This window comes from Pseudomonas sp. 1L-B-1-E-C1 (assembly GCF_057291835.1).
This window is the reverse complement of record NZ_JBXAWN010000014.1, coordinates 66251-87069: the sequence shown is the minus strand read 5'-3', so window position 1 is coordinate 87069 and position 20819 is coordinate 66251. Positions and strand designations below refer to the sequence as shown.

Annotated in this window: 17 protein-coding genes; 6 read left to right on the top strand and 11 right to left on the bottom strand. The window is 59.7% G+C overall.

The window, feature by feature from the left end; all coding sequences use genetic code 11:
• Window positions 1-145 precede the first annotated feature (145 nt).
• Window positions 146-913, bottom strand: coding sequence for a DODA-type extradiol aromatic ring-opening family dioxygenase (locus AC0Z4S_RS22965; protein ID WP_485624714.1), 768 nt, complete (start codon window positions 911-913; stop codon window positions 146-148).
• Window positions 914-1016: 103 nt separating this feature from the next.
• Between AC0Z4S_RS22965 and AC0Z4S_RS22960 the strand changes: the two genes are divergently transcribed.
• A complete protein-coding gene (locus AC0Z4S_RS22960) occupies window positions 1017-1673 on the top strand; it encodes a thiopurine S-methyltransferase (protein ID WP_485624713.1) in 657 nt (218 codons plus the stop codon).
• A gap of 169 nt (window positions 1674-1842) precedes the next feature.
• On the opposite strand, the gene htpX is transcribed toward AC0Z4S_RS22960, so the two are convergent.
• Window positions 1843-2730, bottom strand: a complete 888-nt coding sequence (htpX, locus tag AC0Z4S_RS22955) for a protease HtpX (RefSeq protein WP_007908619.1) — start codon at window positions 2728-2730, stop codon at window positions 1843-1845.
• Window positions 2731-3033: 303 nt separating this feature from the next.
• Window positions 3034-4245: a pyridoxal phosphate-dependent aminotransferase gene (locus tag AC0Z4S_RS22950; protein ID WP_016770856.1), complete on the bottom strand. Its 1212-nt coding sequence runs from the start codon at window positions 4243-4245 to the stop codon at window positions 3034-3036.
• Window positions 4246-4469: 224 nt separating this feature from the next.
• On the opposite strand from AC0Z4S_RS22950, the gene msrB reads away from it, so the two are divergent.
• The 3 genes from msrB (at window position 4470) to AC0Z4S_RS22935 (ending at window position 5910) form a co-directional block, all read left to right on the top strand.
• Entirely contained in the window at window positions 4470-4865 is a 396-nt protein-coding gene (msrB, locus tag AC0Z4S_RS22945; RefSeq protein ID WP_471878137.1) for a peptide-methionine (R)-S-oxide reductase MsrB, read from the top strand.
• 104 nt (window positions 4866-4969) lie between these two features.
• Entirely contained in the window at window positions 4970-5455 is a 486-nt protein-coding gene (locus AC0Z4S_RS22940) for a glutathione peroxidase (RefSeq protein ID WP_471878136.1), read from the top strand.
• Window positions 5452-5910 carry a MarR family winged helix-turn-helix transcriptional regulator gene (locus AC0Z4S_RS22935; RefSeq protein WP_485624712.1) on the top strand — a complete coding sequence of 153 codons (459 nt, stop codon included), beginning with the start codon at window positions 5452-5454 and terminating at the stop codon, window positions 5908-5910. The genes AC0Z4S_RS22940 and AC0Z4S_RS22935 overlap by 4 nt, the downstream gene beginning before the upstream one ends.
• Here the strand turns inward: AC0Z4S_RS22935 and AC0Z4S_RS22930 are convergent.
• Entirely contained in the window at window positions 5894-8215 is a 2322-nt protein-coding gene (locus AC0Z4S_RS22930) for a hybrid sensor histidine kinase/response regulator (RefSeq protein ID WP_253504027.1), read from the bottom strand. The two genes, AC0Z4S_RS22935 and AC0Z4S_RS22930, sit on opposite strands and share 17 nt — an antisense overlap.
• A 165-nt stretch (window positions 8216-8380) precedes the next feature.
• On the opposite strand from AC0Z4S_RS22930, the gene AC0Z4S_RS22925 reads away from it, so the two are divergent.
• Window positions 8381-9271: an ATP-binding protein gene (locus tag AC0Z4S_RS22925; RefSeq protein ID WP_485624711.1), complete on the top strand. Its 891-nt coding sequence runs from the start codon at window positions 8381-8383 to the stop codon at window positions 9269-9271.
• Complete coding sequence (locus tag AC0Z4S_RS22920) at window positions 9268-9750, top strand: GAF domain-containing protein (RefSeq protein ID WP_039759879.1); 483 nt, start codon at window positions 9268-9270, stop codon at window positions 9748-9750. The genes AC0Z4S_RS22925 and AC0Z4S_RS22920 overlap by 4 nt, the downstream gene beginning before the upstream one ends.
• Here the strand turns inward: AC0Z4S_RS22920 and AC0Z4S_RS22915 are convergent, their stop codons facing one another.
• From AC0Z4S_RS22915 to AC0Z4S_RS22885, 7 genes are all read right to left on the bottom strand, one after another.
• On the bottom strand, window positions 9751-12696 hold the full coding sequence (locus AC0Z4S_RS22915; protein WP_485624710.1) for an HD-GYP domain-containing protein: 2946 nt from the start codon (window positions 12694-12696) through the stop codon (window positions 9751-9753).
• A gap of 49 nt (window positions 12697-12745) precedes the next feature.
• Window positions 12746-16390 (bottom strand): transporter substrate-binding domain-containing protein, encoded by a 3645-nt coding sequence (locus AC0Z4S_RS22910; RefSeq protein ID WP_485624709.1) that lies wholly within the window; start codon window positions 16388-16390, stop codon window positions 12746-12748.
• A gap of 8 nt (window positions 16391-16398) precedes the next feature.
• Window positions 16399-17025, bottom strand: coding sequence for a response regulator transcription factor (locus AC0Z4S_RS22905; protein WP_253504014.1), 627 nt, complete (start codon window positions 17023-17025; stop codon window positions 16399-16401).
• Window positions 17026-17414: 389 nt separating this feature from the next.
• On the bottom strand, window positions 17415-18743 hold the full coding sequence (locus AC0Z4S_RS22900) for a deoxyguanosinetriphosphate triphosphohydrolase (RefSeq protein WP_485624708.1): 1329 nt from the start codon (window positions 18741-18743) through the stop codon (window positions 17415-17417).
• 69 nt (window positions 18744-18812) lie between these two features.
• Window positions 18813-19976, bottom strand: coding sequence for an EAL domain-containing protein (locus AC0Z4S_RS22895; protein WP_485624707.1), 1164 nt, complete (start codon window positions 19974-19976; stop codon window positions 18813-18815).
• A 120-nt stretch (window positions 19977-20096) separates the two neighbouring features.
• Window positions 20097-20435, bottom strand: coding sequence for a hypothetical protein (locus AC0Z4S_RS22890; protein WP_485624706.1), 339 nt, complete (start codon window positions 20433-20435; stop codon window positions 20097-20099).
• A complete protein-coding gene (locus AC0Z4S_RS22885) occupies window positions 20432-20818 on the bottom strand; it encodes a phage holin family protein (RefSeq protein ID WP_008079909.1) in 387 nt (128 codons plus the stop codon). Before AC0Z4S_RS22885 ends, AC0Z4S_RS22890 begins: the two co-directional genes overlap by 4 nt.
• Between the last annotated feature and the right edge of the window lies 1 nt (window position 20819).

Genomic DNA, 20819 nt, shown 5'->3' with positions numbered 1-20819 from the left:
GATTGATCGCAAATAAAAAATCCCCGACTGGTTCAGGGATTTTTTTTGCCTGCTCTCAAGATCAAAAGATCGCAGCCTTCGGCAGCTCCTGCATTTTGGAATGTGATCCACCTTAGGAGCTGCCGAAGGCTGCGATTTGTTGCTGTTAACCGAAACGATAAACATCCATACCCAGCGCGCCCATCGTAAAGCCCTGGTGCGCCACGCTGAAATCCCCGCCGGCACCGCGCGCAAAATACAACGGCAACAAATGCTCATCACTCGGGTGACTGCGCACGGCATTCGGCGCCTGCCGACGATAATCGTGCAGCGCCGCCTTATCGTCGGCTGCGAGCCTTTCGATTACCCAGTCACGGAAGTCCCGCGCCCATGGTTCAACGCTTTCCGGCCCGGCATGCCAGTCCAGCTCGCGCAGGTTATGGGTGATGCTGCCGGAGCCGATCAACAGAATGCCCTGTTCGCGCAGGCTCGCCAGCGCACGGCCAACCTGCGTCTGCAACGCCGGCCCGCCGCGACTCGGCAACGAGACTTGCACCAACGGAATATCGGCCTGCGGATACATCAGCGACAACGGCACCCAGACGCCATGATCGAACGGTCGTTGCGGATCGAAGCGCGACGGCAGGTCATTGTTGTTCAGCAGCTCAGCCACCTCGGCTGCCAGTTGCGGATTGCCCGGCGCCGGATATTGCACTTCGAACAACGCTCGCGGAAAACCACCGAAGTCGTGCCAGGTCTCCGGGTGCGGATGGCTGCCCACCAGCAGCTCGTGGCTTTCCCAATGTGCCGAGACGATGACGATGGCTTTGGGGCGCGGCAGTTCGGCAGCCAGTCGCGCCAGTGCCGGGCCGCTGGCACCGGGTTCCAGCGCCAGCATCGGTGAACCGTGGGAGATAAACAGGCTGGGCAACATGGACGGACTCCTCAGCGTTAAGATGAGCCATCATCAGTCAGGTCATCGATCTGAATCCAATATAAGCTTCTGCGGTTTTTCATCGGTTTTTCGGGAGTGAGCCATGCAGCCTGAGTTTTGGTACAAGAAATGGGATTCCAACCAGATCGGCTTTCATCAGCCCGAGGCCAACCCGTATTTGCAGCGCTACTGGCCGGATCTGGCAATTGCACCGTCAGCGCGTTTGCTGGTGCCGCTGTGCGGCAAGAGTCTGGACCTGCTCTGGCTCGCCGGGCAGGGGCATTCGGTGCTCGGGGTTGAACTGTCGGAAAAGGCTGTCGAGGAGTTTTTCAGCGAACATCAGTTGCAGCCGCAGATCAGCGATCAGGGCGCATTCAAGGTTTATCGCACTGGTGCGTTCGAATTATGGTGCGGTGATTTTTTTGCACTGACGGCAGAGGACGTCGCAGATTGCGCTGCGCTGTACGACCGCGCGGCGTTGATTGCCTTGCCGGAGGCGATGCGCGAGCGCTACACGGGGCATCTGCAGCGGTTGCTGGCGCGGGAGATGAAAGGGCTGCTGATCACCCTGGATTACGATCAGACGCAGATCCCGGGGCCGCCGTTTGCGGTGAGTGATGATGAGGTGCAGCGGTTGCTGGGCGAGGCTTGGCAACTGGAGAGGCTGGAAGAGCGGGATGTCTTGGCCGAAAGCCCGAAGTTTCTGCAGGCTGGGGCTGAATGGCTGGTGGAGCGGGTTTACCGGGTTTCCTCCAGATAGTTGTTTGTTAACAGTTCCGGCGTCTTCGCGAGCAGGCTCGCTCCCACAGGGGAATGCATTTCAAAGGTGGGAGCGAGCCTGCTCCGAAAGGGTCGGCACTGCCAGCGCATAATTGTCGGACACAAAAAAGGCCCGCATCACTGCGGGCCTTCTTTTTATTGCGATCAAATCAACCGCGACGACGCAATGCGTCAATGCGCTCTTCCAGCGGCGGGTGGCTCATGAACATGCGGGCGAAGCCCTGTTTGATGCCACCGTTGATGCCGAAGGCGTTCAGGGTGTCGGGCATGTGCACCGGCAGGCCCTGTTCGGCACGCAGACGTTGCAGAGCGCCAATCATCGCGCTGGTACCGGCCAGGCGGGCGCCGGCTTCGTCGGCACGGAATTCGCGCTTGCGCGAGAACCACATGACGATTGCGCTGGCGAGAATGCCCAACACCAGTTCGGCGAAAATGGTCGCCACATAGTAGGCGATGCCCTGGCCTTCTTCGTTCTTGAAGATCACCTTGTCGACGAAGTTACCGATGATCCGCGCGAAGAACATCACAAAGGTGTTCACTACGCCCTGGATCAGCGCCAGAGTCACCATGTCACCATTGGCGACGTGACCGATTTCGTGGGCCAGTACGGCTTTCACTTCATCGGGCGAAAAACGCTCGAGCAGGCCCTGGCTGACGGCGACCAGCGCGTCGTTCTTGTTCCAGCCGGTGGCAAAGGCGTTCGCTTCGTAGGCCGGGAAGATACCGACTTCAGGCATCTTGATTCCGGCTTCACGGGACAGTTGCTCGACCGTTTGCAGCAGCCATTGCTCATGACGGGTGCGTGGCTGGCTGATGATTTGCGTACCGGTGCTCATCTTCGCCATCCACTTGGAGATGAACAGCGAAAACAGCGAACCGGCGAAACCAAAGACCGCACAGAAAACCAGCAGCTGACTGAGGTCAAGGTCGACCCCGTTGGCCGCCATGAACCCGTTGAAGCCGAACAGGCTCAGGGTGATGCTGGCTATCAGCACGACCGCCAGGTTAGTGGCCAAAAACAGCAGGATGCGCATCATGGTTGTAGAACTCTCCTCAAGCTAAAGACGTAGCGTACTGCGGGGTATATAAGGTGCGGCACCGGGGTATTCAACCGAGTGACTATTTCAAACTGTGTCCTACAGCAGTTTCCTGAGGGAAAAGAAAATTCCCACCCTTGATTCCGATACGGATGACACACCCTTTCGTCCCGCCGCCATTAGGTCAGACACGTCTGCACGGCTCGCATCGCAAGTGTAGAAGGGCTGCAAGGGCGCGGATCAAAGATGTGTTGCTGAATCAGACAGTGCGCAACAGCCAATCCGTTGCGCACTGCTGGCCCATTACTGGCGGTAGGACTTGAGGAAGTTGCCGATGCGGCCGATGGCCATTTCCAGATCATCGACGCGGGGCAGGGTGACTACACGGAAGTGATCCGGCCACGGCCAGTTGAATGCCGTGCCCTGTACCACCAGCAGTTTCTCGGAAAGCAGCAGGTCGAGAACGAACTTCTCGTCGTTATGGATCGGGCAAACCTTCGGGTCGATTTTCGGGAACGCATACAGCGCGCCCATCGGCTTGACGCAGCTGACGCCGGGAATGTCGTTGAGCAGCTCCCACGTGCGGTTGCGCTGTTCCAGCAGGCGACCCTGCGGCAGCACCAGATCGTTGATGCTCTGGTAGCCGCCCAGTGCCGTCTGGATCGCGTGCTGGCTCGGCACGTTGGCGCACAGGCGCATGTTGGCCAGCATGTCGATGCCTTCGATGTAGCTCTGCGCGTTGTGTTTCGGCCCGGAGATGGCGATCCAGCCGGAGCGGAAGCCGGCCACGCGGTAGGATTTCGACAGCCCGTTGAAGGTCAGGCAGAGCAGGTCCGGCGCCAGCGAAGCGGTGCAGATATGCACGGCGTCATCATAGAGAATCTTGTCGTAAATCTCGTCGGAGAACACCACCAGGTTGTGCGCGCGGGCGATTTCCAGCATGCCCAGCAACACTTCTTTCGAGTAAACCGCGCCGGTCGGGTTGTTCGGGTTGATGATCACCATGGCTTTGGTGTTCGGGGTGATTTTGGCCTTGATGTCGGCCAGATCCGGGAACCAGTCAGCGCCTTCGTCGCACAGGTAGTGCACCGCGTTACCACCGGCGAGGCTGACGGCAGCGGTCCACAGCGGATAGTCCGGCGCTGGCACCAGCACTTCGTCGCCGTTGTTGAGCAGCGCCTGCAGCGACATCACGATCAGTTCGGAAACGCCGTTGCCCAGGTAGATGTCTTCGATGCCGACACCTTCGACCTGCTTCTGCTGGTAGTACTGCATCACTGCCTTGCGCGCGCTGAACAGGCCTTTGGAGTCGCTGTAGCCTTGTGCGGTCGGCAGGTTGCGGATCACGTCCTGAAGGATTTCGTCCGGCGCTTCGAAACCAAACGGCGCCGGGTTGCCGATGTTCAGCTTGAGGATGCGCTGGCCTTCCTCTTCCAGTCGTTTGGCGTGCTTGAGCACCGGGCCGCGAATGTCGTAGCAGACGTTGGCGAGCTTGTTCGATTTGCTGAACTGCATGGCGATGTGATCCCGAAAATGAACGATCCAGGCGGCGGATGGACAACCGTACTGGGATTGCTGCGTCTTCGCACAGGCGGAGGTCTGACGCTTATGCGCTCAGAATCCGTTTGAATGCGCCCGGTCTGGCTGCCAGACTGGCGCGTGACGAGGCGCAATCATACGTGCCGCCCGATCCGTGGAAAAGGTACAGATCGGGCTTTTTCAGCCGCAGAGGTGTGATGATGGAAAAGTTGCAGAAAACCCTGGAAGAGTGGAAGGCCATGCTCGACCCCGAGCAGTACAACGTCTGCCGTCTGAGTGCCACCGAGCGCCCGTTCTCCGGCAAATACAACGACACCAAAACCGCCGGTGTCTACCACTGCGTCTGCTGCGACGAGCCGCTGTTCGACTCCAAGACCAAGTTCGACTCGGGTTGCGGCTGGCCAAGCTTTTACGCGCCGATCGGCGAAAGCGCGATGACTGAGATTCGCGACACCAGTCACGGCATGATCCGCACCGAAGTGAAATGCGCGCGCTGCGATGCGCATCTGGGGCACGTGTTCCCGGACGGCCCACCACCGACCGGCCTGCGTTATTGCATCAACTCGGTGTGCCTGGATCTCAAGCCCCGCGAATAAACAGAACAGGCGACATTGCGTCGCCTTTTTATCCGGCAATTAGATTGCACACAATTCAATTGCTCGTTATGTTTACGCTTTCCCGACCATTGCGGAGCCGTCCCATGAGCGACAACCTGCTGAATATCCCGTGCGCCACCATCAAGGGTGAGCAAAAGACCTTGGCCGATTTCGCCGGCAAAGCAGTGCTGGTGGTCAACACGGCGAGCAAGTGTGGCTTCACGCCGCAATACAAAGGCCTCGAAGAACTCTGGCAGACCTACAAGGACCAGGGGCTGGTGGTATTGGGTTTCCCCTGCAATCAGTTCGGCAAACAGGAACCCGGTAATGAGGGCGCCATCAGTGAGTTCTGCGAGCTGAATTTCGGCGTCAGCTTCCCGCTGTTCAAGAAGATCGATGTCAACGGTGCCGATGCTCACCCGCTGTTCGTGCAGTTGAAGAAGCGCGCCCCTGGGTTGCTTGGCTCGCAAGGCATCAAGTGGAACTTCACCAAATTCCTCATCGGCAAGGACGGCCAGGTGGTCAAGCGTTTCGCCCCGACGACCAAGCCGCAGGATCTGAGCGGCGAGATCGAAGCTCTGCTGAAATGAGCCTGGCGGTTGATTCGCTGAAGCTCGACAGCCAGTTGTGCTTCAAGCTTTACGCAGCCTCGCGGGCGGTGATTCGCGCCTACAAGCCGATGCTCGATCAATTGGGCCTGACTTACCCGCAGTACCTGGCGATGCTGGTGCTCTGGGAATGGCAGGACGCTGCACCGGAGCAGCCGACGGTAAAAGCCTTGGGCGCACGTCTGGCGCTGGACTCGGGCACGTTGACGCCGTTGCTCAAGCGTCTGGAGCAGTTGCAACTGGTGCAGCGGCGGCGCTCGGCGCGGGATGAACGCGAAGTGCATTTGAGCCTGACGCCTGCCGGGCAGGCGTTGCGCGAGCGGGTCGGGCCGCTGAAGGCGCGCCTGCTGTGCGACAGCGGCGTGGATCTCGACCGGCTCAATGATTTACGCGCCGGTCTCGATCACCTGCTCGGGCAGATCAAAACGCTGGCGTAGTCGGCATCCACTGATCCAGCAACGCGGCCAGCTCTTCGCGACGAAACGGTTTGGCCAGGTAGTCGCTCATGCCTGCGGCGCGGCAGCGTTCGCGCTCCTCGGACATCGCATTGGCGGTCAGCGCGACGATCGGCAGATTCGGCCAGCGCCCGCTCTGACGAATCTGTCGACTGGCTTCATAGCCATCCATCACCGGCATGTTGCAGTCCATCAACACCAGATCGAAATCGGCAAACTCCAGTTGGTCCAGCGCCTCGGCGCCATGGCCCGCCACCACTACATCGCAGCCAAGCTTGCCGAGCATGCCTTTGGCGACCAGTTGATTGACCGGGTTGTCCTCGACCAGCAGCACCTTGCCCCGACGTGCGGACGGCGAAGCATCCGCTTGCGCTTCACTGAGGGTGGCGACGTCCGGCTGCAGAATCCGTCGCAAATGTTGATAGAGCGCGTTGCGCGCCAGCGGACGGGCCTGCTGCTGCAAGGGGGCGAGGGCGGCGGCTTCTTCGCTGGGCAGGAAACTTCCGTAAGCAGTCACCAGCAGAATCGGCGCGGTGATGTTCGGGCGCAGACCGAACAGGCACTCGGGGCAATCAGTGATCAGTACGTCCGGGTTCAGGCCCAGCAGCGAATCATCGATGGTGCGCTGCGTGTATTCCAGCCCCCACACCGGCAACAGGCTTTTCAGCAGCTCTGCCAGACCACTGCTGGCGGCCGTGATGGCGAGGACCTTGCCGCGTAATGGCACCGGCGCCAGGGCGCGGGTGTGGCAGGGCAGTGGCAGCTCGGCACAGAACTGGCTGCCAAAACCGCTTTCGGAGCTGATGGTCAGCCGACCCTGCATCGCTTCGCACAGGTTGTACGTCAGCGCCAGCCCGAGCCCGGTGCCGCCGTACTGACGGGTGATGCCGGCGCCGGCCTGGGTGAACGGCTGGAAGATTTTCAACTGTGCTTCCTGGGCGATGCCGATGCCGGTGTCGCAGACTTCGATGCGCACGCCACCCTTGTACGCCGACAGACGCACATCGACCCGACCGAAGCGGGTGAATTTCAGCGCATTGGACAAAAGGTTACTGACAATCTGCCGTACGCGCGTCGGGTCGCCCAGCACCAGCGCTGGAAAGTGCGGTTCGATCAGACAGGTCAACTCGACGCTTGGCGCGGCGTTTTGCGAGAGCAGGTTGGCGGTGTCCTCGATCAGCGAACCGAGGTCGAACGGGATGTTTTCCAGCTCCAGTTGCCCGGCGTCGAATTTCGACAGGTCGAGAATATCGTTGAGCAGTTCCACCAGCACCTTGCCCGAGTCGTGGGCAATCGACAGTTGTTGCTGCTGCTCGGCATTCAGTGGGCCGTCCAGCGACAGCGCGATCATTCCGAGCAAGCCGTTGAGCGGCGTGCGGATTTCATGGCTCATGTTGGCCAGAAAGGCCGAACGCGCTTCGGCCATGTCCAGCGCCGTGCGGCGTGCCGCTTCGAGTTCTTCGTTGGATTGACTGAGACGGGCATTGATCGCCTTGAGCTCGGCGGTACGCGCCGAGACGATGTCTTCAAGTTGCGCCAGATATTCGGTCAGACGGTTTTCCGCCGTACGCCGTTGCTGGATTTCGGTGGCAATGTTCTCGAACTGCTGATTGGCGACTTTGACCAGCACGCCGATTTCATCGTTGCCATGCCCGGCCGGGCACTCAAGCGTGGTCGGCTCGGCGCTGCGCGGATCGCGGCCACTGAGTTCACGAATGACCCGCACCAGCGGTTTGGTCAGCATCACATAGAACAGCGCCAGCAGGATCCCGGTCAGCAGCAGGCTGCGGGCGAAACCGTTGAGCAGGGTGACTTCCGCGCGTCGCAGGAAGCGGCTGCCAAAGGCATAGGTGTCGACTTCCAGCTTCAGGACGCCGAGGGATTCGTTGGGCAAGTGGTCAAGGTACAGGCGATCTTCGAAATGCCGCTTGGCGCCGAACAGGAAGTCGCTGATCAGCCGATAGTTGCTCTGCAGCTCCGGGCGTTTGACGCTGGCCAGCACGGTTTCGTTGTTGTCGATCAGTTGCGCGGCGATGATCGCCGGCGAGCGCAACAGGCCGAGAGTGAGTTCCTGCGCCAGTTCGGCGTCGATGTTGTAGGCGATGCGCGAAGCCGGATTGTGGCTGATTTCCAGCAGCGCGAGGATTTCCCGGTTGATGGAAGCGTCTTCGCTGGCATAATCGATGCCGATCTGCAGCAGACTGAGCAGGGTGCCCAGAATGAACCCGACCAGCACGGTAAGCCTGGCTTGCTTGTATGACAGCCGGTGGGTGAATTTGATATCCATGGGGTGTTGAACCACTTCCGTTTCCCTTCGCTGCTCAAGCATAGTCGATCATGTATGGATACCGAGGTTCCCGAATCGCCTTGTAACAAGGCTTGCTGAGGTGATTTTACCTGTGTGTCGTCGCTCGATAGTCATCATCACTGTGAAAGTGCCCGAGGAGAAGACGTGGATTCCCGATTGAATGCTTTTCTTGAACGCGCCGAGTCGGTTCTGGCGCGGATCGAACCGCTGTTGCCGGCACCACGTCCTGTCATTGACTGGAACACATGCCTGGCAGCGCGCTGGCAGCGTGACGGTCGCAGCGGTTACCTGTTGCCGCTGGAAGTCAGCCTCGACATGCGCCTGTCCGACCTGATCGGCGTCGACCGGCAGTTGGAGCAGTTGGGGCGCAACACACAACAATTTCTTGATGGCATGCCCGCCAACCACGCCTTGCTCTGGGGCTCGCGCGGTACCGGCAAGTCTTCGCTGGTGCGTGCGTTGCTCGCCGAGCACGCCGGTGCCGGCCTGCGTCTGATCGAGATCGAACGCGATCACTTGGCCGACTTGCCACGGGTGGTCGAGCAGATTGCCAAGTTGCCACAACGTTTCGTGCTGTTCTGCGACGATTTGTCGTTCGAATCCGGTGAAGGCGACTACCGCGTGCTGAAAAGCGTGCTCGACGGATCGCTCGAGCAGGCCCCCGACAACGTCTTGCTGTACGCCACTTCCAACCGCCGTCACCTCGTCCCGGAAAAGGAAAGCGACAATGAAAACTGGAAGCGTGTCGACGGTGAACTTCACCCTAGCGAAGCGGTGGAGGACAAGATTGCCCTGTCGGACCGTTTCGGTCTGTGGCTGTCGTTTTATCCGTTCACGCAAGAGCACTTCCTCAATGTCGTCGAACACTGGATCGGCCAGTTGGCCGCCAGGGCCGGCCTGAGCTGGCAGCGCGACGAAGCACTGGACATCCTCGCCGTGCGCTGGGCCACCGGCCGCGGTAATCGCAACGGACGTTGCGCGTATCAATTCGCCCGCTACTGGGTGGGACTGAAATTGCTGGAGCACAAGGCATGATTGATTTGCAACACAGCGGCCAGGGCCTCGAAGGCTACGGTATGTTGGCCGCGCAACTGGAATCGCTGCTGGCGGACGAACGCGATTTCATCGCCAATGCCGCGCAGTTTTCCGCATTCCTGTTCAACCAGCTCGATGATCTGAACTGGGCCGGTTTCTACCTCAATCGCAACGAAGAGCTGGTGCTCGGCCCGTTTCAGGGCCAGATCGCTTGCGTGCGCATCCCGTTCGGGCGCGGTGTGTGCGGCGCTGCTGCTGCCAGCCTGCAAACCCAGCGCGTCGAGGATGTACATGCCTTCCCGGGCCACATCGCCTGCGACAGCGCGTCCAACAGCGAACTGGTGGTGCCGTTGGTCAAGGACGGACGCCTGATCGGTGTGCTCGACCTCGACAGCCCGAAACTGGCGCGTTTCGGCGCCGAAGATCAGGCAGGTATCGAGCAGCTGGCGGCGATTTTCCTGCGCCTGACCGACTGCTGATCAGCCGCTGAGGCCAGCCTTGTGCAACAGGCTGGCCGTATCCACGCTGTCGATTTGCGCGGGATCGAGAAACCGCGTCGCGTACTTCATGTACACCCCTTCGCTGATGAACAAGCCGAACAGCGGCGCATCGATGTGTGCTTCGCGGCACATGGTCGCCATGATTCCCAGGGCCTCGCTCAACGGCTTGGCTTTCTTGTAGGGGCGATCAGCCGCTGTCAGCGCTTCGAAAATATCGGCAATCGCCATCATCCTGGCGGGCAGGCTCATTTCCTCGCGTTTCAGGCGTTTGGGGTACCCGGTGCCGTCCATTTTTTCATGGTGGCCCCCAGCGATCTCGGCAATGCTGTCGAGGTGACCGGGGAAGGGTAGATGGCTGAGCATCATGATGGTCTGCACCATGTGGTGATTGATGATGTAACGCTCTTCGCGGGTCAGCGTGCCGCGAGCGATCTTCAGGTTGTACAGCTCGCCGCGGTTGTATTTGTATTCGGGCACATCCAGTTTGAATCCCCACGGATTGTCTTGCGGAATCAACTCGCTCTTGTCGCGCTCGATCAAGTGTTCGGGTTTGTCCGCCAGGAGTCTTTCGCTGACGGGTAGCGTGGGCGGCGAAGTTTTTGCCTGACGGCGGTTTTCTTCCCACGACACGCCCAGACGATCATCCAGCGTGCGCATCCAGGTGCGTTGGGCGACTTGATCGAGGCGTTGCAGATCAGCCTCGGCCATGGCTTCGCCACCAAGATTGCAGCGGGCGACAAAGGCAAAGTCGTCGTCGAGCATCAGCAACTCACTGTCGCGCGCGCGGGCCAGCGCAGCCTCGTCAGCACCGCTCGCCAGCGTTTGCCAGTAGTTGATCCAGACATCACGCTTGAGTACTTCGAAGCGGGTACGGATTTCGTGGATGCGGTCGTTGATGGTCTCGAGTTTGGTGGCTTTGTCGACCACGTATTCCGGCGTCGTGACCTTGCCGCAATCGTGCAGCCACGCAGCGATGTGCAGGGCCTCCCACTCATCCTCACTGGGCTGGTAGGCGCTGAACGCCGGGTCGTGGCTGCCGGCAGCGGCCTGGGCGAGCATTAGTGTCAGCTCCGGTACGCGCTGGCAATGTCCCCCGGTGTACGGGCTCTTGGCATCGATCGCGCTGGCGAGCAATTGAATGAACGCATCGAGCAACTGTTTTTGCCGAGCTTGCAGGCGCTGACTTTCGATGCTCACCGCCGCCGCGCCGGAGACCGCTTGCAAGAAGGCTATACGGTCGGGCCGCAGCTTTTCCAGATCACTCGGCGCGCCGCTGTCATTGACCAGCAGAATCAACAGACCGATGGTCTCGTCGTGCTGGTTGTGCAGGCGGATACCGATCAGGTGGATGCGCGGTGATTGCATGGCCAGCAGAATTTTCTGCAAGTCGCCGGCTTGATCGAAGCCCAGATGGCTGACTGTATTGTCGGCGCTGGCCAATTGTTCGAACCACGCCGGCCCGTTGTTTTTATGCAGCTCTCGTCCCTGAATATCGAACGCTTCCAGCGCCTGCGGTACGCCATCAATTACCAGTCCATAAGGTTCCATGCGCGCACCGTCGGCTTCACGCAGATAGATCAGACCGGCCTGCGCCTGGGCGATCTGTACGGTTTCGAACAGCACGCGTTCGAGCAGCGGGGCGAAACGCGTTTCGGCGCACAGGCTATCGGTGATGCGGAAGAAACTTCCCAGCGTCTCTTTCATCCGCGCCATCGACAGGCTCAATTGGTCGACTTCCAGTACGAGAGAGCGTCGCGCCAGTGGAAAATTGAAGTCGAAGCTGCGAATGGCATCGGCTTCCTTGACCAGTGCGTGCAGCGGCTTGACCAGAATCCGCGAAATCACCCAGCCCAGTGGCAGGCACAGCAACAGTATGGCCAGAGTGATCAGCGCGCCCTGCCAACGCATGCGAAAAGCGTCCGCCAGCAACTCGTCTTCGGGCACCAGCAGCGCGAGTTGCAGGCCTTTCGGCCCGCCTTCCTCAATGCTTGTGCGCGCAACAATCCACTGTCGGTTGTTTACCTGTAGACGCTTGCCGATAGTGTCGGAGGTGAGCAGCGCGTTCAGCTCTGGGCTCAAATCGGACGCTCTGGCCAGCCGTGCGCTGCGATCATCGACGATCAGGCGATGGCTGTCGGGGTAGGCCACGGCATTGCCGCCGGCGTCGTATAACGCGATCTCTGTCGAAGGTGTAACGCGATGCTTGCCGAGGGCGGTCGACAGCGAAGCGAGAGTCAGGTCGGCGCCAATCACGGCGTTCTCGCTGCTGCGCCGGGCCAGTGTGGTGCCCACGTTGTGAGTGGAGAAAAATACGTAGGGTTCGGTGGTGATCTGTCCGGCCTGGTGCAGGGCATCGTTAAACCAGGCTCGGCTGCGTGGATCGTACAAGTCTTGGAGATGATCGCGACGGCTGATCGGCGTCAGTGCCTGATCGAAGAACAGCGATTGCGAGCGCGCCACGCCCTGCAAGTCATGTTCAATGCTCCAGACCTGATATGCCGCGGCTTGCGGTGCCTGGAGCTGGGCCTTGAGGGCCACCGTACGTAGCGCACGCACCATGAAGAAATCGCCATTGGCGTAACCCAGATACAGCGAAGCCAGTGCCGGGTTGTCGGTGAGTGACTGGCTGAACGGCTTGAGCAGGGCCAGACGTTGTTCAAGATCGGCAGACTGAGCGGCCGGCGTGTCCGCCAGCAGACTCAGCAGATGACGGATCGGTTGGTAGGTAGCCTGCAGGTCCAGGCGCACATCCTGTTCGATACGATCGAACAGTTTCTCGCTGCTCGACAGGATGATTTGCGTGGTCTGGTGATAATTGAACAGGCCCAGCACCACGCCGGTGAGCAACAAGAGAAAGGTGAACATGACGCTGATGTGCACATGCAGCGGCAAGCGGCGCTGCTCGTGGCGCAGTGGGCTGGGCATTTCAGGCTCTCCATGAATGTTCGACTCACTGCTCAGCGCCCAAGCATAGTTAAGACTCGCTCAGTGTGCCTTGATCAGCCAGCGACAATTGATGCTGCAGAGCCTGTTCCAGGTCGAGCATCGCCTGACTTGTGGCCGCACAGCGGCGGGCGATCTCCTGCGTGGCGAGCGCGTGCAGGCAAGCCTCTTCGAGGGCATCGCAACATTCGATCAACCGCGTGGCCTGCGCAATGCGTGCCGCGCCCTTGATCTTGTGGGCGACCACGGCCAGCGCTTCGCGATCGTCCTCGGGCGACAGCGCGAGCAGTTCCTGGCGGTCGAGGCGGCTGCTTTTGAGCAGCTCCACGAGCATGCGGCGCGTCTGCGCCGGGTTGCTGCCGGTCAGCAGGCTCAGGCTCTGCAGGTCGAAGACCGGTGCGGGCGAAGTCGGCGTGATCCCGTCGATCCACTGCCCGAGCAAGGTCAGACTCAGCGGCTTGAACAGGCAATCATTCATGCCGGCGAGTTTGCAGCGCTGGACTTCCTCGGGCTGAGCATTGGCGGTGAACCCCAGTACCGTGCACGGCGGTCGGCGATTTTGCAGCTCCAACTGGCGAATCGCACGGGTCATCTCGTAACCGTTCATCAATGGCATGTTGCAATCGACGATCACCAGGTCGAACTGCGCGGTTTTCCACAGTTCCAGGCCATTGCAGCCATCCTCGGCAATGCTGAACCGATGCCCGAGGAACTCCAGCTGTTGACACATCAGCAAGCGGTTGGCCGGGTGGTCGTCGACGACCAGTACATGCAGAGGCGTTGCAGAAGGCTTGATCACGGCCTCGTTTCTTGCCGGAGTGACCTGCGCTGGCAGGCTGTCCAGCGGCAGCGACACACAGACCTGAGTGCCAATGCCCAGCTGGCTGCTCAGCTGCATCTTTCCGCCCATCATCTCGCAGAGGTTGCGGCTGATGACAAGTCCCAGTCCTGCGCCGCTTCTGGCTTGAGGGCTGGCATTTTCCGCCTGGGCAAACGGTTCGAACAAGCGTTGCTGATCTTCGGCACTGATACCAACGCCGCTGTCCTGCACGGTCAGTTGTACCAACGCCCGTGCCGGTGTATCCGACGTCATCAGATCCAGAGTAATCCGCACGTGCCCGTGCTCGGTGAACTTGATCGCGTTGCTGACCAGATTGGACAACACCTGCTTGAAGCGCAGCGGATCCAGGTGTACATCCACAGCCGGATCAGGCGGGTTGAAGACGACTTGCAGGATAAGGTTTTTCTGCCGCGCGAGGCCGTCGAAGATGCGCGCGACGGACGTCACCGTGTCGACCAGATTGATCCATTCCGGGCACAGGCTCAGCCGCCCGGACTCAATCCGGGCAATGTCGAGAATATCGCCAATCAGCCCTAACAGATCCTTGGCCGAATGGTACGCGGTGTCGATCGACGGGCGATCCGGATGCTGCGGCTCAATGCGTTTGAGGGTCAGTTCGAGCATGCCGATCACGGCGTTCATCGGCGTACGGATTTCGTGGCTCATGGTCGCCAGGAACGTGCTCTTGGCCCGATTCGCCTCGTCCGCCCGCTCTTTTGCCGCGCGCAGTTCTTCAAACAATTGGCGGCGTTCGCTGATATCGATCCAGCCACCAATGATCCCTTTGACCACGCCGCTGGAGTCGCGATAGGGAAGGATCCAGTGGTAGATCGTCAAGCGGCGGTTGCCGATGTGCAAGGGGCGGTCGAGTATCAGAGGAATGCCTTCGGCAATGACCCTCTGATAATCGGCCTGAAACGCCTGAGCTTCGAAGGCATTGCTCAGCGTGCCCTGCATGACGCCTTTGCCAATGATGTCTTCGCGTCTGGCGTTGAATACTTCGAGATAACTGTCGTTGCAACTTTGCAACAGGCCCTGTCGGTCCCGCACGTAAATCGGATGCGGCGTGCCGTTGACCAGCGAACGCATGAACTCCAGCTGATCGTTCAACGCGCGTTCGGCTGCCTGGCGCTGTTTGATCTGGTGGCGCATGTAGGCGTTCCAGGTGAGTAACAGCAGCAGGATCAGCCCGGCGGCGGCGATCACTTGGTAGAACAGGCGCTGGTAGTTTTGCCAGATGTTCTGCGAAGCGGTGGAGTAACCACGCCAGCGACCGTTGATCACACCGAGTTCTTCCGGAGCGATGCTCAGCAGTGCCTTGTTGATGATCGAGGCGAGTTCGGTGTTGTCACGCGCAGTCGCCAGCGAGAAGGCGGCCTGGCCGGTGCCGATCGTGGTGGTGATCTGCAGGGGGCGGGCAAAGATGCGCGATGAAATGAAGTAGTTGGCGATCACCAATGAGTTCACGGCACCGTCGACGTGATTTTCCGCGAGCATCGACACGGCGCTGAAAGTGTCAGGTGTTTCAATCAATTCGATGCCCGGGTGTTCTTGTCGCAGGCTTTCTATGAGCGGGTTGCCTTGAGCGATTGCCAACCGCTTGCCTTTGAGTTGCGCCAGGTTGGTCGGGCCGTCGGCGCTTTTGCGCGTCAGCAGCACATAGGAATTTTCCAGATAAGGACGGCTGAAACTCAGGTTTTTTTCGCGTTCGGCACTTGGCAGCAAGGCAGCGATCAGATCGGCTTTGTGCTCGTTGATCTGCCTGATCATTTCCGCATCGTTGCGACTGCGCTGAATCTCGAAACGCAATCCGGTCCGCAAGCGGATCAGCTCGAGGAGATCGGCACTGATGCCGCGAAAATTGCCGGCGCTGTCGAAGAAGGTCAGCGGCGCATAGGCCTCATTGACCACCACGCTGACGACGGGATGCTGCTTGAGCCACTTCTCCTCACGATCCGTCAGCTGGAGTTTTCTGTCGGTGAGCAGCAGGTCGCTGCCGGCGCTCCAGCGTTTGGCGATGTCCTCGCGCTGACTGCCAGGGATTGCTTCGAGCACCGTGTCGATAATGCTCAACAGCTGTGGATTGGCGCGCCGCACGGCGAAGCTGAACCCCTGGGCTTCCTGCTTGCCGAAATTGGCCATTCGCACATTGTTGAGATACCCCTTGTTGATCATGTAATGGGTGGAAAGGGTATCGCCGAGAAACACGTCGGCCTGATCGAAGGCGACGGCATTGATTGCGTTCTGATAGGACGGATAGCAGGTAATCAGCGCCTTGGGATACAGCGCTTTGATCTCGGGCAGCGGCAGATAGTGATACACCATGCTCAGGCGCAGTCCGGCGAGGCCGTCGGTTAAAGAGCGGGTTTCATCCTCGCGGGTCACCAGTACTGGCTGATCGACCGCGTAAGGTCTGGAGAGCGCGAGATTGGCGTTGCCCGCTTCGTAACCGTTCGCTGTGCCAAGCAGGTCGATCTGGCCGTCGACCAAGGCGCGAATTGCAGCATCGCGAGAAGGGAAACGTCGCACCCGGATCGGTAGTCCGATGGCCTGGCCGAGGATACCTGCGTAGTCGGCGGTGAGCCCTTCGTAGTCCTTGCCACTGACGGTCATGTCGAACGGCGGATAGTCAGGTGCGGAAGCGCCCAGTATCAGTTCACTGCGGGCCTGCCGCCATTGCTGTTGAGGCGGTTGCAGAACGATCTGGACGGCTTCGGTTGCCGAGCGGCTGAGCAAGGCGTAGTCAGGTGAAGCGCCTGACGTGGCAGATGCATTGGCGCTCAGGCACAGGGCTGCGCTCAAGGCAATCAAGTATTCCTTTAGACGGCTGGGCATGCGGGGTCTCACACAAGTGCGTTGCGTTTGGCCATCTCGATAAGTTCTACAAGGGATCTGGCTTTGAGCTTTTGCATCAGGCGTTTTTTGTAAGTGCTGACGGTCTTGTTACTTAGAAACATGCCCTTGGCGATTTCCTTGTTGGTGCGCCCCTGCGCAAATAACTGCAGCACCATCAATTCGCGATCATTGACGGATTTGAATAATTCAAGTTCGGCATATCGAATGTCATCGCTGCGAACCGGATTGAGTGCCTGGCTGGGGAAATAGTTATAACCGGAGAGTACTGCTTTTATTGCGCTGACCAGTTCGCTCAAGTCTTCCTGCTTACAGACATATCCCGATGCTCCGGACTGCATACAGCGAATGCCGAACAGCGTAGGGCACTGTGCTGTCAGAATCAGGATCTTGAAGTTCGCGCCCATGGTGTTGAAGCGGGCCAGGACTTCAAGGCCGTCCAGTTTGGGAATACTGATATCGAGGATCACCAGGTCGGGCATGGATTCACGGACCATCTGCATGGCATCGACACCGTTATCGGTCTCACCGACGACCTTGTAACCTTCATGTTCCAGGAGCATTCGCACGGCGAGGCGGATCACCGGATGATCGTCGACAATAAAAACGGAGTTCATAAATAGAGTCCCATGCAAGCATGAATAAAGCGCGCACCTTAGCTCAGATGCATGAACACTCGCATGGACTGGTAGTGTCGCGACTACGTTATCGGATTAGTCCTACGTGTAATGAGGAAATGGACTACGTCAAAATTAGGTTTGGCGTAAGGAAGTGCGGGGCTGTCGCTGGCTATGAATAGAAATTCATCCGTGGCCAATAAGCGATCTTCAAATATTTTGCCAGTGTTTAAAGTTGTGTTTAACGCAGCGCTGTTTGTTGTATTTAGATGCCTTCAGCGAAATTGCACTTGGGCAGGATTAAAAAGGTGCGTTACAGACGTTTATGTTGGAAGACGTCACTCGGCATTCAGCCGGCCTGATCAACAGCCGGCTGAATGCGGTGATGGTCAATGGCTCGAACGCCCGGTCATTTCCAGCGCCATGTCACTGGCGTAACTGTCAGTCATACCTGCAATGAAATCGATCATGCGCAGAAACGAACTGTGCAGCGAGCCCTGCGGGTCCGGCGCGTTGTTGCCGAGCAAGTCAAGGATGCGCCTGCTCTTGAACGACGGCGTGCGACCGTTGTGCTGCTCCAGCGCAGCGCCGCAGAACGAATTGAGCAGAATCTCCAGCGTCGTGTACGCGCCTATTTCATGCAGCGTCTTGCGTTTGTCCTGGAAGATCTTCTTGCGGGCGATGTCCTTGGCGTTCAACACGCAGCGCTTCGCCGGCCCATGCATATGCTCGACCAGATCGCCGTGCAGCGTGCCGGCAAGCAGAGCATCGTGCTGTTCGACAAACGCCCGCGCCGCCGCGTTGGTCAGGTGTTCGATGGCTTTGCCGCGCAGGATCGCCAGTTTGCGCCGGCGGGAATCCTGCGGTCCGAGCTGACGATAGGTTTCCGGCAAGTCGTCGCCGACCAGGCCGAGCAGCAACGACTCGACTTCGGCGTATTCGAGCAGCTCCATTTCCAGACCGTCTTCGAGATCGATCAGCGCATAGCAGATGTCATCGGCCGCCTCCATCAGGTAGACCAATGGATGGCGTGCCCAGCGCTGGTCTTCGATTTGCGGCAGGCCGAGCTTGTGAGCGATCTGTTCGAGCAGCGGCAGCTCGCTCTGATAGCAGCCGAACTTGTGTTTCTTGTAGCCGAGGGAATCAGCGTGGCGCGCGGTCCACGGGTACTTCAGATAGGTGCCCAGCGTCGCGTAGGTCAGGCGGGTGCCGCCATCGAACTGGTGATATTCCAACTGCGTCAGCACGCGAAAGCCTTGAGCATTGCCCTCGAAATTGAGGAAGTCACCGCGCTCGGCTTCGCTCATGCCATCGAGCCAGCCGCGCCCGGCGGCTTGTTGAAACCAGTGGCGAATGGCGTCTTCGCCGGAATGGCCGAACGGCGGGTTGCCGATATCGTGAGCCAGGCAGGCCGATTGCACGACCATGCCCAGGTCGGCCGGGTCGCACCATTCCGGCAGCGCACTGCGCAAGGTTTCACCGACACGCATGCCCAGCGACCGCCCGACGCAGCTGACTTCCAGCGAGTGGGTCAGGCGCGTGTGAATGTGATCGTTGCTGGTGACCGGGTGGACCTGGGTCTTGCGCCCGAGGCGGCGGAACGCGCCGGAGAAAATGATGCGGTCATGGTCTTTGTGGAAGGGGCTGCGGCCGAGTTCTTGCGGGCTGTGCAGCGGCTTGCCGAGGCGTTCGCGGTTAAGCAGGGTAGGCCAATCCAAGGCTGATTCTCTCCGTCTGGTGACTGATCGCCCTAGCTTCCCGGTTCGGCCCCGTGCCTGCAAGCAGAACTACAGGCCCGCTGCGTCGATATCGATCAACAGCAGGCGTTCACCGTTGTCGAAGAACTGCCCGGCGGTCAGGCAATACTGGTTGCTGGTGGCATCGCGATAGGTACTGGACAGGGTCAGGCGGCGTTCTTCCCAGCCTTCGGCGAGCAGATGGTAGAAGTACGGTCGCCACGACCAGTTATGCCCCAGGTAGCGATCATCGGCGAACCAGCCGTCGTGATGCCATTCCAGGTTGGGTGTCAGCTGGGTGCCGTGACGATCACACTGATAAAAACGCAGCAGCCACGGAAACGCCTGCAGTTGAGGTAGCGCGCTAAGCGGCGCGCGGGCCTGCGCCCATTGCTGCAGAATCGCCATCAACTCGCTGAGCTGTTGGCGCATCTGCATCAGCCGCCCTCGCTCGCTGAGTTTCTGATTCACGTAGCGTTGTCGCAATTGTGCGAAATGTGCGACGAAAGCATCCGTAGCGAAGAACTCTTCTTGCGCTCGGGCGAAGAGAAATCCCTGCACGTAGCGCGAGCCGCATTCCAGAGCGAAATTCAGCTGCGCTTCGGTTTCGACGCCTTCAGCGATGATCCAGCAGCCGGTTTTCTCGGCCATCTGCGCGAGCGCTTTGACCACATCGCTGCTCGGACCGCCAAGAGCAGCAGCCTGAAACAGGCGCATGTCGAGTTTGAGAATGTCCGGTTGCAGGGCCAGCACCCGATCCAGCTGCGAATAGCCGGCGCCGAAATCGTCAATGGCGATTCTTGCTCCAGCCTCGCGGTAGCGCGCGACCACGTCGGCCAGGCGTTCGCTATTGCCACCCAGTTCGGTGATTTCAAACACAATCCGCTGCGGATCAATGTCGTGTTGCGCCAGTTGCTTGAGACTGGGCAAGGCCTGGTCGGCGCGCAGGCGGCTGATCCAGCGTGGCGACATGTTCAGGCTGAGAAACCACTCGGCTGGCGCTTCATGCAGACGGCTCAGTGCGTGGTCACGGATCTGCCGGTCGAGACGGCGCAGGGCAGTGGCCGGGGTGCGCGGATCGGCGAACAATGGTCCGACGGAGTTCAATTGACCATCGTTCTGGCGCAAGCGACCGAGTGCTTCAACGCCTGCTATGCGTCCGGTGGCGGTATCGATGAAAGGCTGAAAGCAGGCGAGCGGGTGCCCGTCGATCACGGCAAGTCCTTAATCTTATTGTTCGTTGGGCCGCGTCTGTCGGACAGGCACGCGGGATTGAACCCCCGATAAGGAGATTCATCCCGCCGCTATTGCAAGATTGTAGCCAGAGACGTCGACTCAGCGTTTGCCCGAGCTGTGCATGACCAGTTTGATCAGCGGTCCGAGCGTGGAGCCGAGACGCAGGAGTCGGGTCAGACCGCCACCGCCGCTGCGTTTCGAGCCTTTGCCGGTAAGGAAGCCCAGCAGCGTTACCGCCGCCACGCCCCACAACGGCGCATGCTTGATACCGAAACCGTCCTGCACGTTCTGCTTCATGCCACGCATGCGCTGTAACGGCAGGAGCACTTGCGCAGTTTCGTGACGGATTTCCTGACGGTGCATTTCCATGCGCAGGCGGATCAGTGCCTTGCGCATTTCCCGGCGCGAGCTGTTGTGCGGAAGTTCAGGCAGGCTCATGGCAGCAGACGCTCCCGGTCGTTGGCCAGCTCTTCGAGCGTGCCGTGGAAAGGCGAGGACTCATCGAAAATCGCGGCTTTGAGACGCAGGCCGCAGAAGATCGACGCCAGCGTATAGAAAACGCACAAGCCGATGATCGCCGCCAGGCGGTAGGTGTCCCAGAAGATGATCATCACCAGCGTCGACAGACCCACCAGTAACAGCAGGGCGAATACCAGTGCCAGACCGGCGAACAGCAGCAGGCTGACAGTGCGTGATTTCTGCTCCTGCAATTCGATGCCGAACAATTCGACATGACTGTGCAGCAGGCCCAGAACGGCGGCGCCGAGACGACGCGTGGAGGAGGCGGTGCCCGCAGTCGGGCCGGATTCACCGATCGACATG